The sequence below is a fragment of the Leptospirillum ferrooxidans C2-3 genome (assembly GCF_000284315.1).
GTDB classification, from domain to species: Bacteria; Nitrospirota; Leptospirillia; order Leptospirillales; family Leptospirillaceae; genus Leptospirillum; species Leptospirillum ferrooxidans.
In genome coordinates this window covers 2127411-2141450 of record NC_017094.1, presented here as the reverse complement: position 1 = coordinate 2141450, position 14040 = coordinate 2127411, and the positions used below count along the sequence as shown (strand labels likewise).

Sequence of the window (14040 nt, the reverse complement as noted above, 5' to 3'; positions counted from 1 at the left end):
TCCGGCCGGGAGGAAGTCAAAAAAATGTCAATCCAGGCATACCAGAGTGCAAGTGTCAATACGATGACGAAAAGCGAGATTCTTCTGAAACTGTATCAGGGATTGATCAAAACCGTGGATATGCTTGAGGAAGCCATTGTCCGAAGGGATATTCCCGGAAAGATCGATGCGACCAACCGGTCGACCGCCATTTTGGGGGAGCTTGCGATGGCTCTTGAGGCCAACAAGGCGGAAACCGGAGAGTCGGGAGACTGGGAAGATCGTCTGATTGCTCTTTACCTCTTCCTGATGGAGGAGATTTCGGTGGCCAACATCAGAAATGAAGAACGGCGTCTCAAACCGGTCAAGGAGATTCTGGAAGGTCTGCTTGAGGCCTGGAGAGACGCGGTTTCAAAAAACCCTGCCAGACACTCTGTGAACAGGCCTGTTCCCGCCAACCACTCGAAAGCTCCTGAAGGCCGGCTTTCGGTGAGGGGCTGATTCGGTGGCCGAGTCGTTCGAGCTGGAGGACGCCCTGTGGGCCCTTCTCCAGTTTCTGGATCCGGAGGATACGGGGTCTGTTTCCGGAGAGCCATGGGCGAATCCGGAGTTCGATCTTCTGATCGAGCGTCTTTCCGGGGCTCTTTCCCGGTCGTCTTTCTCCGGATCAAGGCTGGAGGATTTTCTGGTTCTTTCGGCCCTTATTGATCGGACATCCCATCTGGTCGAAGGCCTTGTTGCACCCAGGGGCGAGCTTATGGGCCGCCTGAACGCCCTTTCCCGCCTGATCAAGGCACCCTATGCGCAAAAAACACAGATCCTGCCTCCCGAACCTTCCGCATTTTCTAAAAGAATCTGATCCTTATTCCATATTCTTTCTTCTTTGATGTTTCCTGAGCCTTCCGGGAGATTGGCCCCCACCCGGGAAAATTTTGCCGGCTTCTTCTTTTTTCGATAGAGAGTCTGTCCGCCTACCGTGCTGTTTGGCGAGTGGTACGGGACTTGCTTGATCCTCCGACAAGGGCCTGCTTCCCTGTTTGAAGCATTCAGGTCCATTGGATCTTCCCGGAGGAATCGAGATGAAAGTTCTCATGTCCTATACAAGCCTTCCCCACACGACCGCAATCTATCTCGAAAAAGCCATGCGGGCCCATTGCGAGGTTCTGACCTGTGGTCCGACTGCGGATGAGTTCTGCCTTTCAAGATGGAATCTTTTGGATCTCCTTCCGAAGGTCCATCCCCATGACATTCCCTTTTTTTCCCACCCTTACATGGAGCTTGTCAGTGCTCTTCCCTCCGGCTATCGTCCGGATTTCTGCCTGTTTGTCGAAACGGGTATCCATTATCCCCTGGCTTTTCTGGAACTTTTTTCCTGTCCGAAAGCCTGTTATTTAATTGACACCCATCTGCATAAAGAGGCACACCTTGCTCTTTCCAGAAGCTTCGATGTGATTTTTTTGGCACAAAAAGCCTATGTGGAAGAGTTTTCCCAAAGGCTGGAACGTCCTGTCTTCTGGCTTCCTCTTGCGGCCGATCCTGAGATCCATAAACCATGTTTTTCGGAAGAGTCCTTCGATATCGGATTTTGCGGAAGCATTACCAATCCTCTCCAGATGCGGTCCAGACGTCTCAAACGTTTGGCGCTTAGATTCGATGTCCGGTTCAAAAGGGTCTTTCTGGAAGAAATGTCGCAGTTTCTGGGTGGGGCCAGGATCTTGTTCAACGATGCGGTGGCCGATGATCTGAATATGCGAGTTTTTGAAAGCCTTGCAATGGGAAAACCTCTCCTGACGCCGGAGGTTCCGGGTCTGGCGGATCTTTTTTCCCTCACAGGAAAAGATGCAGAGGTTTGTGTCTATACCGATGAGAGTCTTGTTCATCAGGCACGCTTATTGCTTGAGACATATCAGGAGTCATTGAAGATGGCCGCAAGAGGGCGTGCAAAGGTCCTCACCGCCCATACTTACCATCATCGCGCCAAAACGATTTTGTCAGTCATGGAAGATCTGTCCCGTGAGTCATCCGGGATCTTTAGCGGAGGGAAAAGACATGGTTCATATTCTGACCTTTAACTGGCATGAAGGGTATCTGACTCTCCTGGGGAAAATTCCGGATATCAGGCTGACGATCGTCGAACGTCAAAAAGGGGGGTATTCCCGATGGATGACAGAGTTTCGTCCATGCCCCAGGGGTTCAAGAATTGTGAGTGAGCAGCTGGCAATGGAAGAGCTGGCGAGGGGGGGATTCGATCTGGTGATCGCCCATGATCCGACCGATCTTCTTCTCACGAAAGAATCTTCTGTTCCGCAGATCCTGGTTCTTCACAACCGGATCACGACAATGCTTGCGCTGGGTGGGAACAAGGTTTCGAGGGAGGAATACCTGGAATGGTTCTCTGGCTTGACGGGGATGGTTCCCGATCTTGAGATCGTTGCCATTTCAAAATCCAAAGCGATGGACTGGGGGCTTGATGGCATCCGGGTGATCGAACCGGGGGTCGATCCGGATGTGTGGGGCCCATACGAGGGGAACAATCGGGTCATCCTTCGGGTCGGAAACTTTTTGAAGGAACGGGATCTGATGATGGGAGGTTCGGTTGGAGAACAGGCCATAGGATCCTTTCCCAGCCTGACGGTCGGACTGAATCCTTCCATTACGGGTTCCATGCCCTCTGCCGGCCTTTCGGATCTCATCGCCGCCTACCGTTCCAGCAGGGTTTATCTCCACACGACGATTCATCCATGGGAAGACGGCTATAACCTTTCCCTTCTGGAGGCGATGGCTTCCGGATTGCCGGTTGTGGCCCTCGATCATCCGGGATCACCGGTGATCCATGGACGCTCCGGGTTCCTTGAAAAAACCCTTGACGGCCTTCATCAGCGGCTTTCGTGGTTTCTGGATCATCCTTCGGAGGCCCGGGCAATGGGTGAGAAAGCAAGGGAGGATATCCTCCGGCAGTTTCCACTGGATCGATTCATTGGGAAATGGTCCTCTGTGATCGGAGAGAAGTTTTCCAGGAGCCAGGAGAGAAAAAAAGATCGGGAAGAGCGTTCCGACCTCTTGGCCCTGATTCCCGGAGGAGCCCGGACCATTCTTGAAATTGGCTGCAGGAAAGGTTCGATCGGACGGGGAATTCGGGAGCGATTTTCCGGAATCACCATCTGGGGCATTGAGAGCAATTCCGAGCAGTGTGATCTGGCGAAGCCCCACTACGACCGGATCTTCTGTCAAAACGAGATGGACTGCGGGGCAGAAATTCCCCCCAATTCCATTGATGTTCTGTTGTTGCCGGATATCCTTTCCCGGATTGCGGACCCTTCCGCGTTTTTGAAGGAGTACATGCATTGCCTGTCCGAATCGGGGGTGGTGATTGCTGCTATCCCGAACATCCGCTATCACGAGGTTTTATCGGGAATGCTCTCCGGGAACTTTGATCTTGGAGATCCGGGAATCTCGGGAAAATCGGGATTTTTCAGCAAAAAGGCGATCGCTTCCCTCATGAGCCGGACCGGACTCTGGGTTGAGGTTGTTTCTCCAGCCCTCGATGGCCGGTACAAGCAGATCGTTTTCAATGAAAAAAGCCAATCCCGGGAACTCATGGATGTCGATATCGGTCCGATGGTGGTGAAAGGCCAGGATGAGGAGGGGGTCAGGGATCTTTTTACTGTGGAATACCTTCTGGTCTGCCGAAGAAAAGTCCGGGCCATTCTCGACCGGATCGAGATGCTTTCGACCGATGACGACTCTGGGGTTCTGGAAATCTTGACGGAGTCAAGGGAAGACCCCTGGCTGAGCGAGGCGGATCGTGCGGAAATCCATCTCAAGGAAGGAGAAATACATGCAAGAGCCGGGCGATTTGAAATGGCGATCGCCTCGTATGAGCAATCCTTTCCGGTGCTAGATCCGAAGAGGGATGAGCGCCCCTCGCAAGGCATTGCCCTTTCCTATCTTCTGACGGGCAGGTACGACCAGGCCATCCACTGGTTCAAGAGGGCGTTTGACCTGAATCCGGGATGCTGGCAGGCGCTGACAGGGTTCGGTATGTGTTGCCAGTCCCTTGGCCGCCTTGAGGATGCGCTTTTTTACTATGGGCAGTCCCTGGCCATGGAGCCTTCCCAGGAGGAGCTTCCGGCACTGATGATCCAGACCGCAAGGTCCCTTGAGGATGCCGAACAGGCTGCGGGCCTTCTCCTGGGTCTGGTGGAGTCCTACCCCCATTCCCCTCTCCTTCGCAGGGAATATGCCCGTTTCCTTCTGGAACATGGTCGGGATGATGAGGCTTACGAGCATCTCAGACTTGTTCTTGCCGATAATTCAAAGGACGGGGAAGCAATACGGATGTTGTCCCGGATCCCGATGAGACGGGATGCGGTTGTTCGGGGTCTGTAATGGGTGCTTTCGATCCGGATCCTTTTCCGGAGATCGAGGATGGGGGAACGCTTGTGATCCAGCGGGCTCGCCCCGGAGACCTTTTGCAGAGCCTTCCCCTTCTAGAAAGGGCCATGAGACAAAAAGCCCCTGTCAGTCTGTTGTGTTCTCCCCAGATTGCATCCTGGGCGAGGGAACTTTCGATTTGCCAAAGCATCATGACTCTGCCCGGAGTCCATCCTGAAGAAGGATTTTCCGGAGCCTATCCAAAGTGGAGGGCTCTGGTCTTAAAGCTTCGGGATGGGCATTGGGGGAGAGCCGTCCACATGAACAATGATGCGGGTGGTGTTGCCATCCTGAGGGCAGCGGCGGTCAGGAAGCGTTACGGTTTTACAAGGGCGGTCGGATGGGATGGTCCCGGGGAAAGTGTTTCGGATTGGCCAGCTTATCTTGTCTCAAGTGCCAGGGGATTGCGTCATCTCAATCGTCTTCACTTGTCCGATGTCTGGCGGGAGTTTTTACCCCGGGAAGAAGATGAGCCGGGAGATCTCCCGCTGTCAGAGGGCTCTCTTTTGGGTCCGGTTGTTCTGGTCCTGTCAGGCCGATCGGTTTACCGTTCTCTCACGGAGGAAACAGTGGTCCGTGTTCTGGATGCTGTCATCCGTCTGACAGGTCGCCAGATGGTCCTTGTGGGACGTCCGGATGAATGGGACATTGGCGAGAGAATCCGGAGGATCGGCGGGGCGGGTGTCAGGAATATGGCGGGAAAAACTTCCATTGGAGAGCTCGATGGTCTCATTCGGGAATCCTCTCTGGTGATCTCCCCGGATACAGCCACTCTTCACCTTGCTTCATGGAGGAGGATCCCGACGATCGGGCTTTTTTTCGGAGGGGCTTCCCCTCATGAAACAGGAGCCCGTTTCGGACGGAGGATTTCCATTGTTTCGAGAATGGAGTGCTTCCCTTGCGGGGGGGAAGGATCCGGCTGCCAGAGTATTTCCTGCCGGGAAAAGATCGACGGGAATCTGATCGGTCGCGTCGCCCGGTCGATCCTTGAGGGGGGGCCCCTGCCGCCCTCCTCTGATGATCTTTGGGTCCTTGAGGGGAGAGAAGGGGACGGGGCGTTCAATACGCAGGAGATATCGGGAGAGCCTGTCTGGAAGGATGGCACGGGAGAAAGGGAGTCCGCTGTGACAGGAGTGCTTTTCAGACGGTTTTTTCTCAGACTTCTTCCGGGAAAGAGAGCTCTTGACCCCTTGTTCCGATCCTTCGGCTCCCTTGGAGAGTGGCGGGATGAAAAAACCATCGGGATGCTCTCGAGGATCCGACGGGCCATCGACCTCTTCCGGGCCATGAGATATTCGTCTGTCGAGAGACAGATCTCCCTTGTGAACGAGTTTCCGTCCATCTGGCCGGTCGCTCACCACCTTCTGCTGTCCGGTGAAGCAGCGGACGCTTCCCCGGAGAGAGACTCCGGTTCGGAACGATGTGATGCTGCACTGTCTCTTTTGTCATCGGAGATCGACGAGATCCTTGATTCGCTCAGGCCGGATCCGGCCTCCGGGCAAGGATTTTCCCTGAAAGGAGCGGAAACCATCCATGTCGGATAAAGAGTCTGAGACTGTCCAGTCCCAACATCCGGAAGTTTTTGCCGAGAACCTCAGGATGATTGGTCCGGGAGCGCTTACAAACCGGATCTTGTCCCGGGAGTCTGCCAGGGCCACTCCGGACCCCTTCCCCCCCGTTCTGGTCCGGGCAAAGAACGGACAGCCCGTGATGACCGCTGGGGGGATCTCTCTCCACAGTGTCTATGATCCGCAGAAGGAAGGGGATCTCTGGGCGAGAGAGGCCCTGTCTGATGGTGTTTGCCCAGAGGAGGGTGTTCTCATCCTGGGGCTGGGAATGGGGCATCATGTCATCTCCTTCCTGAACCGGACGACCTGTCCTGTCTGGGTCTTTGAGCCGGATCTCCGGCGGTTGCGGATCTCCCTGTCTTATATGGATTGGTTCCGCTTCCGGGGGAGAATCCGCTTTCTGACGGAACTTTCGGAGCTACCATCCATCTCTCCGGGAGTTCGTCTTCTGGTCCATTCGCCATCAGAGCGGACCCATCCGAACGGATATGTGGCGGCTCGGAAAATGGCGGGTTCGATTCATGAAGAGACCATTGCCTCCCTAAGGATCCTTGTGATTCCTCCGGTCTACGGGGGCTCCTATCCTGTAGCGCAAGGAGTGGCCAATGGATTGAAGTCGGCCGGACACCGGGTTTCCTTCTTCGATGCGTCACCATTTGAGGGAGCTCTTCGGGCCATAGGGGCACAGACCAGTCTCGATCTTCACAAAAGACAGCTGCATGGACTCTTTTCCGGATTCATGGACGAGATGGTGATGGCCAAGGTGCTCTCCCTGAAACCGGACCTGATTGTCGCACTGGCCCAGGCTCCGCTCTCTCTCTCTCTTCTCAAGAGGCTTCGGGAGATGGGATTCCCTGTTGCCTACTGGTTTGTGGAGGACTTCCGTCTGACGACTTACTGGGAGAGTGTGGCGCCCCTGGTCCATGATTTTGCCGTGATCCAGAAAGAGCCCTTTCTTTCCCGTCTTTCCGATCTTGGGGTCCGTGGCCGATATCTACCGGCCGCTGCCGATCCAAACATCTTTTTCCCGAGAGATCTGTCTGCGGCAGATCGATCCCTTTACGGTGCTCCTGTCGGGTTCATGGGAGCCGGTTATCATAACCGCCAGAAGTTTTTTCCAAAAATCGCGGATCTCGGACTCAAAATCTTCGGGACCGAGTGGAATCCCTCCGACCTCTTGATCAGGAATATGCCTCTTCCGAACAAGAGAATGTCGCCAGATGAGTGTGCCCGGATCTTTTCTGCAACGGATGTGAATATCAACCTGCATTCTTCCGTCTACCACAATGGGGTGAACCCCGATGGGGATTTTGTAAACCCGAGGACATTCGAGATAGCCGCTTGCGGAGCTTTTTCCCTGGTGGACCGCCGGTCCCTGATGGAAGAGCTTTTCGTCATGGAAGGTCCTTTGGCTGAGGTGGCTCTCTTCGATGACGAAAGCTCCTGCAGGGCGGGGGTGAGCCATTATCTGAACCATCCCGAAGAGCGCATGGCGATCTCTCGAAGAGCGATGAGCCGCGTTTTGAGAGACCACACCTATGAGGTTCGTATGAGCCAGTGGATCGGAGACCTGATCGGGGAAGGGTTGAGACCTGCCAATCCGGAAATGACCGGTCGCTGGCCTGTCGACCGTCTGATTTCCCGTGCATCCGGAGATGACGGACTTGTCTCTTTCCTGAACCGTTACAGGCATATGGGTTCTGTTGGGCTTGACGATATTGTGGGTCAAATTGCTCCGGGAAAAGACGAGATCACTCCGGAAGAGGCCACATTTCTCCTGATGAAGGAGTTTTCGGGAGGTCCGGGATGATTGTATCGGACAACACCCCCGGACATTGCGGATCTCCGGAAACGATCATTGTCCTGGCCCTTTCCCGAATGGGGGATATCTACCAGCTTTATCCATCCATCCTCTCTCTTCGGGAAAAATCTCCATCGGCCCGGATCTTTCTTGTCATTTACAAGGAGTTTGCCGAAGCCATGGCGCCGTTTTCGGCGATCGACGGAATATTGCTGATCGATGGAAGCGGTCTCAAAAAACGGGTTCTGTCGGGAGAGGATCCTGTCACTCTTTATCAAAGTTTTTCCCTGATGGTGGGGGCAATCAACGAACTCTCTCCAGATCTTCTGATCAACCTGACACCGAACCGGATCGGAGCGATGCTCGGTTATCTTGTCAATGCCCGGGAGAAGAGGGGGCTTTCGATGACAGGGGATGGGTACCGGACCCATCTTTCTCCATGGATTCTCTACCTGTCGACATTTGTCAAAAATCGTCTCTTCAATGATCTGAATCTGGTCGATCTCTTTAAAAAGATTGCAGGTGTCGGCGCGTCAAAGGATGAGGAAAAAGCCTTGAGGGATCTCCCGGAAGTCTCCCATAAGGAGGTGGAGGATCTGCTCCGCTTCAGGGGAATCGATCCGGGAACGCCGATCATTGCCATGGCCACAGGGGCTTCTGTCGAAATCAAGCGCTGGCCGGTGGAGTCTTTCTCCCGGGTCTGTCAAAGGCTTCTTGAGCTCTTGCCGACCCACCGGATCGTTCTTTTGGGCTCAGGGTCGGAGGACGCCGCCAGGAATCAGCACATCCTGAAAAGTGCGGGTGGCCGCTTGGGGGGAAGAATCCTGGACTTGACCGATGCGACTTCTGTCATGACCCTTTCAGCGCTTCTTTCAAGAGTGGAGATCCTGCTTTCGAACGATACGGGAACGATGCATGTCGCCGCCCTGTTCGGCACACCGTCGGTATGTTTGTCCTTTTCCCAGCTTTTTCACCCGGAAACGGCCCCGGCCCTGGAGGGCAACGTGGTCGTTTCCTCAAACAGGGCCTGCGCGCCATGCTCTCCATCGGCACTTTGCAATAACCCGGTCTGCAGGGAGGATCTTGAGGCTGAACTGGTCTCGTCTGTGATCGTGACCCGTCTCGGCCATATGCGCCGCCCGGACAGGGAGGACTGGGAGTCACTCCATCAAGATCTTGGGGCCCTTTCCACCGCCGGTCGTTCTCTTGTGAGTCTTGCGAGGAGGGATGAGCTCGGAGAGATTCATTTTGTGGCGTCCGGAGATTTTCCAGTCGACGTCGGCGCGGTTTTGAGGCCTGTCTACAGGGTGTTGTGGCACCGGGTCCTTTCAGGGGAAAAGGCGGGTGATCCTGTTCCGATCCACTGGCCTTTTCCCCTTTCGGAGCAAGCCAGGGAGATGCGGAAAGCTCTGGAAAGGCTTGCGGATTGCTCTTCCGAAGGTGTTTTCCTGACAGGCGGCGACGCTGGTCTGTCGGGGGAAGAATGGGCGATGAGGATTGAGTCCGTTGACAGGAATATACGGGAAACGGGAGAGGCGTTTCCTCCGGTTGGTCCACTGACCACGATGTTTTTTCTGGAAAAGGAATCGATCGGGATCAGGGATCCGTTTCTTTGGAAACTTCTGGTGGAAGAAACCCGGAAGACCTACATTCGCCTGAACGAACGGGTTTCCTGGCTTCTGGACTGCCAGGGTCCGGTCGGAGGCAATCCTTCCATTTCCTCTTCGGGGGGAGAGGCCGAACTGCGTCAAGGAGAGCGTTTTTTTCATTCGGCAGCGGTGTAGGCAAATGGCTCCATTCACAAGACAGGGTCAAATCAAAAGGAGAAAGACATGGTTCAAAGACGAGTGGTTATTGACGGAATGCGGCTTGAGACGGATCTGTTCGGTGGGACGCTTCTTGAGAATATTGAAGAGATCCTGAAAAATCGTGTGGGGAGCGATCGTGTGATTTCAAAAATCATGCTGGATGATCGGGTGTGTTATGAGAACGGCGAATTCCTGGGCAAGCCCGAATGGATGGATTCGGGCATCGATCTGGAGATTGAAACCGAATCTCTCGAGGGGGTTTTGAGGGATTCCGTCATGACGCTTCTACCGCACCTGTCACAGATTATCCAGCTGTTTTCCGAGATTGGCCGAAATCTGAGAAAGGGAGAGGTCGAGAAGGTTTTTCAGGGTGAGGGGTCACACAAGGATCGTGGAGGTCCCTATGTCCAGGGAATTGAGGCCATGGTGACAGCACAGATTCTTGTGGACAGGATCCGTGCCATTCAGCGGGATAATCCGATGATTGTCTCCGAGTCTCCGCTGGAGCTTGTGACGGAAGAGAACCGGTTTCAGGAAATTCTTTCCGGAATGCTTTCCTGCCAGGAAAATCAGGACTGGATTCTTCTTGCAGATATGCTGGAGTACGAGCTGATCCCCATTTTTTCGAAGGGCCTGTCCAATGCGGAGCATTACCTTCATACGATGGGTGGTGCTGCTTTGCCCTCTTAAGCGACCCTTCCTGATCCGGGGAGTGAATCTTCCCTGTTGGGAAACCATTGTTGACAGGGGCTGTGCAATCGGCTTGACGGGTCAGAAATCTCTGGTATCCTATATGTGGGGAAAGATCCCATGGAGGGTACTTCCATGAATATTTCAGGCAATGGCTATGGCGAGGGTATTTCTGTCCATCAAGTGGGTATCCTGCGTGTAAAGCCTGTTCATGTTCCGGAAAGTGTTCCACGTGGCCGGTCGATCCGGAGTGGTTCCGAGAGTGATATCGGGGTCTCCGACAGGGTCATGGCCGCCATCGATGAGGCTGGTAACGCTCCTGGTGAGGTTTCGGTGACAACCTCTCCTATGGGGCATGGCGTCTTGACCGATGTCTCCATCCGGGAGACCAGCCAGGAAGATGGCACCAAGACGATCAGGCATCGATCGGAGGTTTCCATGGGTCCGAAAATCGAGCCCAGTGGGATTGGTCCGCTTGGTCGATACGAGGGATCGGCGAATCTTGCGGCCGAGGTCGGCCTCATGTATCAGGGTCTCAAGATCAACCAGCGAGTCTGATCGGGGTTTGGCCGGCTTTTCCGGCAGGAGGTTCTGATGGCGGAGTTTGGTGTCAATTCAGTGTCCAATCTTGACAACCCTGTCCCGGGGGTGCGTGAGACCGACTATGCAAGGCAGACGAAAGAGGCGGACCAGGAGCGCCGGCGGGAGGAGACGGTAACACCTCCACCCCGGGAAAGTCCGGGCTCTTTTCCCCAAAAAACCCTTGGAGGACGCCTCGACATACATGTCTGAACAATTTCTTTTTTCCAGTGTGTCCGGTGTTCTGGACGGGGATTTCCCGTTAGCCGGGGTGCTCGGGAATCTCCGTGTCATTTCTTCCGTTTCTCTCTCTGTCGCCAATCTTGCTCATGACAATGACGTCAGCCGGCAGCTTCTCCCTTCCGATATTGTTGTCCTTGCTCCCTCGAACTGGTTCATGGATGATGACCGGCAGCCTTGGCTTGCGCTTTTTCTGGCGATGGAGGAGAGAATGGGCAGGGTGGAGTCGATCCTTGAGCGAATGTCGAGGGGAGAACCGGTTTCCCTCCCCCATTCCCTCGAGGTGATCCTTTCCGAGCGGGGGGTTGTTTTTTCAGACGGGAATCATTACCCTCCGGGCAGCCGTCTCCGGCTTGTGATGGATCTTCCGTCCTTTCCCCCTTCCCATCTTGTTCTCCATGCCCTTGTGCGAGACCTTGCCACGTTTGGCACTGAGATTTTTGATGGAAGGGCGACTTTGGCTGAATTTGCGCCCATGGATCCGGTGTCCCAGGAAACGCTGATTCGCTATCTTGTCGTCAAGAGCCGGTCGGAGATCAGAAAATCCAGATTGTAAGCCATACCGCCTGAATGGATTTTATGGCGGGATTTCAGTGAAAGGGTATTTCTTTGAACATGAATGAAGGGAATGCTTTTTCCCGTGGTCCCCTTCATGTCTCGGATGCGCGGCTGTTAACGGTTCCAGTCAGGATGGCTGAAGAATCTTCCGAACGCCGTGGTGTTTTTGAAACATGTGGGGACGTTTCCTATTGTGCTGTTTTTTCTCCCCCGGAAAAGCCGCTTTCAATCGAATCTTATCTCGGTCTCATGATGACCTGCCAGAATGCCCCACAGAACCTCCAGGCTCCAGAGGAGCTTTCCCCTCTTCTTGTCCATGAAGGGGACACACTGAATCTTGCCTATCTTTTGATGGAAAAAGCGGGTGTCAGGGCGGTTTCCGTTTTCAGCCATTCCGGGGCTTTCCTTGGGGTGCTCACATTGTCGGGGATTACGGATACGATTCTGGGAGAGCGGCAGTTGTTGGTTTTTGAGAATCAGGAACTGCAGAAGCAGATTTTGGACCTGACCAAAAATGCTTCGGGATGGATTTCCCAGATGGAGGAGCTTGTCGGATTCTCCCGCTCGATCCGGGAGATGCTTTCAAGCACCATGCTCGAGGAGTCTCTTCTTGATTCGGGAATCCGCTCCCTGACCAAACTGATCGGAGCCCGATATGGGGCGATTGGTATGCTGGACAAGGAGGGGGATCTGGTGCAGTTCCTCCACACGGGAATGGAGGAGGATGCTGTGGCCCGCATTGGCCATCTTCCGGAGGGAAAGGGGCTTTTGGGGGTTGTCATTTCAGAGGATCGACCCATCTGTCTTGATCGGATCGACAAGGATCCCAGAAGCGCCGGATTCCCGCCGAACCATCCGAAGATGGAGTCTCTGCTCGCCGTTCCCATTTCCAGCATGGGACGCGTTTACGGGCGGGTCTATCTTTCGGACAAGCTGAACAGGGAGCCTTTTTCAAAGGCGGATGAAGCACTGGTTCTTTCCTTTGCCCATTCTCTTGCGCTCATCCTCGACAACAGGACTGAAATGGAGCTCCTCGCGAAGGCACAGTCGAAGCTCCTTCATCAGGCGATGTATGATCCTCTGACGGATCTCCCCAACCGAAAGTTTTTTCAGGACTCTCTCGAACAGATCCTTCGGAACAAGCCGGAGAATTGCGATTCCCAAACTTTTCGGCCATCCTTTTTATTCATCGATCTCGACAACTTCAAGTTTGTGAATGACTCCCAGGGACATCAGGTGGGAGACATGGTGTTGAAGAAAGTCGGAGAGTCTCTGATGCTGGCGGTCAGGGAGGGGGACATTGTGTCCCGGATCGGTGGAGATGAGTTTGCGATTTTCCTTGACACAACCGATGCACCTGAAAAACTCGATACAATCCTGAGACGGATCCTTGACGCGGTGAAGACACCAATCCCGCTCTCTTCCCATGATGTTGTCCTCACGGCGAGTATCGGTGTCGCCGTGTATCCGGATCATGGGCAGACGGTCAACGAATTGATGAAAAATGCCGATCTTGCGATGTATGAGGCGAAAAACTCCGGAAGGGATACTTACCACCTTTTCTCTGGGGAGCTTGAAAAAAGGGTCCGGGTCAGACACGACATGGAGAAAAATCTCAGGGAAGCGATCTCCCGGGAGGAGTTCTGTCTCTACTACCAGCCCAAGATCAATATGCGCCGTGGGGAGATTACCGGTTTCGAGGCCCTTCTTCGTTGGCCCTCCAGGAACATTCCTCCTTCGGATTTTATCGGAGTGGCCGAAGAGTCCGGGTTGATTGTTCCGATCGGTGAATGGGTGATCGAGACCGCCGGAATCATGCTGGACAATTTCTCAAAATGGGGCTACGGATCCTATTCCCTTTCCGTCAATCTGTCGGTCAGGCAGTTCTGGACGGTGGACTTTATCGGATTTTTGAAGGGTGTTCTTTCCAGAAGCCATTTTCCCGCGCACCGTCTTGAGCTTGAGATTACAGAGTCCCAGCTGATGAGGGATACCATCCGCTCTGCCCATTTCATCCGGGAGCTGAAGTCAATGGGGGTCTCGGTTTCTGTCGATGATTTCGGAACCGGGTACTCAAGTCTTGCGTACCTCAAAAATTTTGATCTGGATTCCCTGAAGATCGATCAGTCCTTTATCAGGGATCTGACCCATGATCCATCGGACCGGCTGATTGTCCGGGCGATCATAGCTATGGCCCATGGAATGAGGGTCGGAGTGATTGCGGAAGGTGTCGAGACACTTGAACAGCTGGCGTTCCTGCAGCATGAGCATTGTGACGAGCTTCAGGGGTTTCTGGTTTCCCGTCCTCTTCCCGAAGAGGATCTTCTGCCCTTCATCAAAAACTACAGGCTCGTGAAGGGAGCACTTTTCTCGGATTGAGGCG

At 54.2% G+C, this 14040-nt stretch carries 12 protein-coding genes; all 12 read left to right on the top strand.

Annotation, left to right across the window (positions count from 1 at the left end):
- Nucleotides 1–24 precede the first annotated feature (24 nt).
- The 12 genes from fliS (at nt 25) to LFE_RS13285 (ending at nt 14036) form a co-directional block, all read left to right on the top strand.
- Nucleotides 25–480 carry a flagellar export chaperone FliS gene (gene fliS / locus LFE_RS10740; protein WP_014450247.1) on the top strand — a complete coding sequence of 152 codons (456 nt, stop codon included), beginning with the start codon at nt 25–27 and terminating at the stop codon, nt 478–480.
- 4 nt (nt 481–484) lie between these two features.
- A complete protein-coding gene (locus LFE_RS10735) occupies nt 485–838 on the top strand; it encodes a hypothetical protein (RefSeq protein ID WP_014450246.1) in 354 nt (117 codons plus the stop codon).
- Between the two features lie 220 nt (nt 839–1058).
- Complete coding sequence (locus tag LFE_RS10730) at nt 1059–2051, top strand: glycosyltransferase family protein (RefSeq protein ID WP_014450245.1); 993 nt, start codon at nt 1059–1061, stop codon at nt 2049–2051.
- Nucleotides 2029–4368 carry a tetratricopeptide repeat protein gene (locus tag LFE_RS10725; RefSeq protein WP_014450244.1) on the top strand — a complete coding sequence of 780 codons (2340 nt, stop codon included), beginning with the start codon at nt 2029–2031 and terminating at the stop codon, nt 4366–4368. Before LFE_RS10730 ends, LFE_RS10725 begins: the two co-directional genes overlap by 23 nt.
- Nucleotides 4368–5957 carry a glycosyltransferase family 9 protein gene (locus LFE_RS10720; RefSeq protein ID WP_014450243.1) on the top strand — a complete coding sequence of 530 codons (1590 nt, stop codon included), beginning with the start codon at nt 4368–4370 and terminating at the stop codon, nt 5955–5957. The genes LFE_RS10725 and LFE_RS10720 overlap by 1 nt, the downstream gene beginning before the upstream one ends.
- Nucleotides 5947–7791 (top strand): glycosyltransferase, encoded by a 1845-nt coding sequence (locus LFE_RS10715; protein ID WP_014450242.1) that lies wholly within the window; start codon nt 5947–5949, stop codon nt 7789–7791. The genes LFE_RS10720 and LFE_RS10715 overlap by 11 nt, the downstream gene beginning before the upstream one ends.
- Nucleotides 7788–9566: a glycosyltransferase family 9 protein gene (locus LFE_RS10710; protein WP_014450241.1), complete on the top strand. Its 1779-nt coding sequence runs from the start codon at nt 7788–7790 to the stop codon at nt 9564–9566. Before LFE_RS10715 ends, LFE_RS10710 begins: the two co-directional genes overlap by 4 nt.
- Before the next feature lie 48 nt (nt 9567–9614).
- Nucleotides 9615–10280 (top strand): hypothetical protein, encoded by a 666-nt coding sequence (locus LFE_RS10705; protein ID WP_014450240.1) that lies wholly within the window; start codon nt 9615–9617, stop codon nt 10278–10280.
- A gap of 135 nt (nt 10281–10415) precedes the next feature.
- A complete protein-coding gene (locus tag LFE_RS10700) occupies nt 10416–10838 on the top strand; it encodes a hypothetical protein (RefSeq protein WP_014450239.1) in 423 nt (140 codons plus the stop codon).
- Between the two features lie 36 nt (nt 10839–10874).
- Nucleotides 10875–11072: a hypothetical protein gene (locus LFE_RS10695; RefSeq protein ID WP_014450238.1), complete on the top strand. Its 198-nt coding sequence runs from the start codon at nt 10875–10877 to the stop codon at nt 11070–11072.
- Nucleotides 11065–11655, top strand: coding sequence for a hypothetical protein (locus LFE_RS10690; protein ID WP_014450237.1), 591 nt, complete (start codon nt 11065–11067; stop codon nt 11653–11655). The genes LFE_RS10695 and LFE_RS10690 overlap by 8 nt, the downstream gene beginning before the upstream one ends.
- Nucleotides 11656–11714: 59 nt before the next feature.
- Entirely contained in the window at nt 11715–14036 is a 2322-nt protein-coding gene (locus LFE_RS13285; RefSeq protein WP_148272632.1) for an EAL domain-containing protein, read from the top strand.
- The last annotated feature ends 4 nt before the right edge of the window (nt 14037–14040 follow it).

Coding starts and splice junctions, on each gene's coding strand:
- fliS (WP_014450247.1), top strand. CDS start 25: ATGTCAATCCAGGCATACCAGAGTGCAAGTGTCAATACGATGACGAAA.
- LFE_RS10730 (WP_014450245.1), top strand. CDS start 1,059: ATGAAAGTTCTCATGTCCTATACAAGCCTTCCCCACACGACCGCAATC.
- LFE_RS10725 (WP_014450244.1), top strand. CDS start 2,029: ATGGTTCATATTCTGACCTTTAACTGGCATGAAGGGTATCTGACTCTC.
- LFE_RS10720 (WP_014450243.1), top strand. CDS start 4,368: ATGGGTGCTTTCGATCCGGATCCTTTTCCGGAGATCGAGGATGGGGGA.
- LFE_RS10715 (WP_014450242.1), top strand. CDS start 5,947: ATGTCGGATAAAGAGTCTGAGACTGTCCAGTCCCAACATCCGGAAGTT.
- LFE_RS10710 (WP_014450241.1), top strand. CDS start 7,788: ATGATTGTATCGGACAACACCCCCGGACATTGCGGATCTCCGGAAACG.
- LFE_RS10705 (WP_014450240.1), top strand. CDS start 9,615: ATGGTTCAAAGACGAGTGGTTATTGACGGAATGCGGCTTGAGACGGAT.
- LFE_RS10700 (WP_014450239.1), top strand. CDS start 10,416: ATGAATATTTCAGGCAATGGCTATGGCGAGGGTATTTCTGTCCATCAA.
- LFE_RS10695 (WP_014450238.1), top strand. CDS start 10,875: ATGGCGGAGTTTGGTGTCAATTCAGTGTCCAATCTTGACAACCCTGTC.
- LFE_RS10690 (WP_014450237.1), top strand. CDS start 11,065: ATGTCTGAACAATTTCTTTTTTCCAGTGTGTCCGGTGTTCTGGACGGG.
- LFE_RS13285 (WP_148272632.1), top strand. CDS start 11,715: ATGAATGAAGGGAATGCTTTTTCCCGTGGTCCCCTTCATGTCTCGGAT.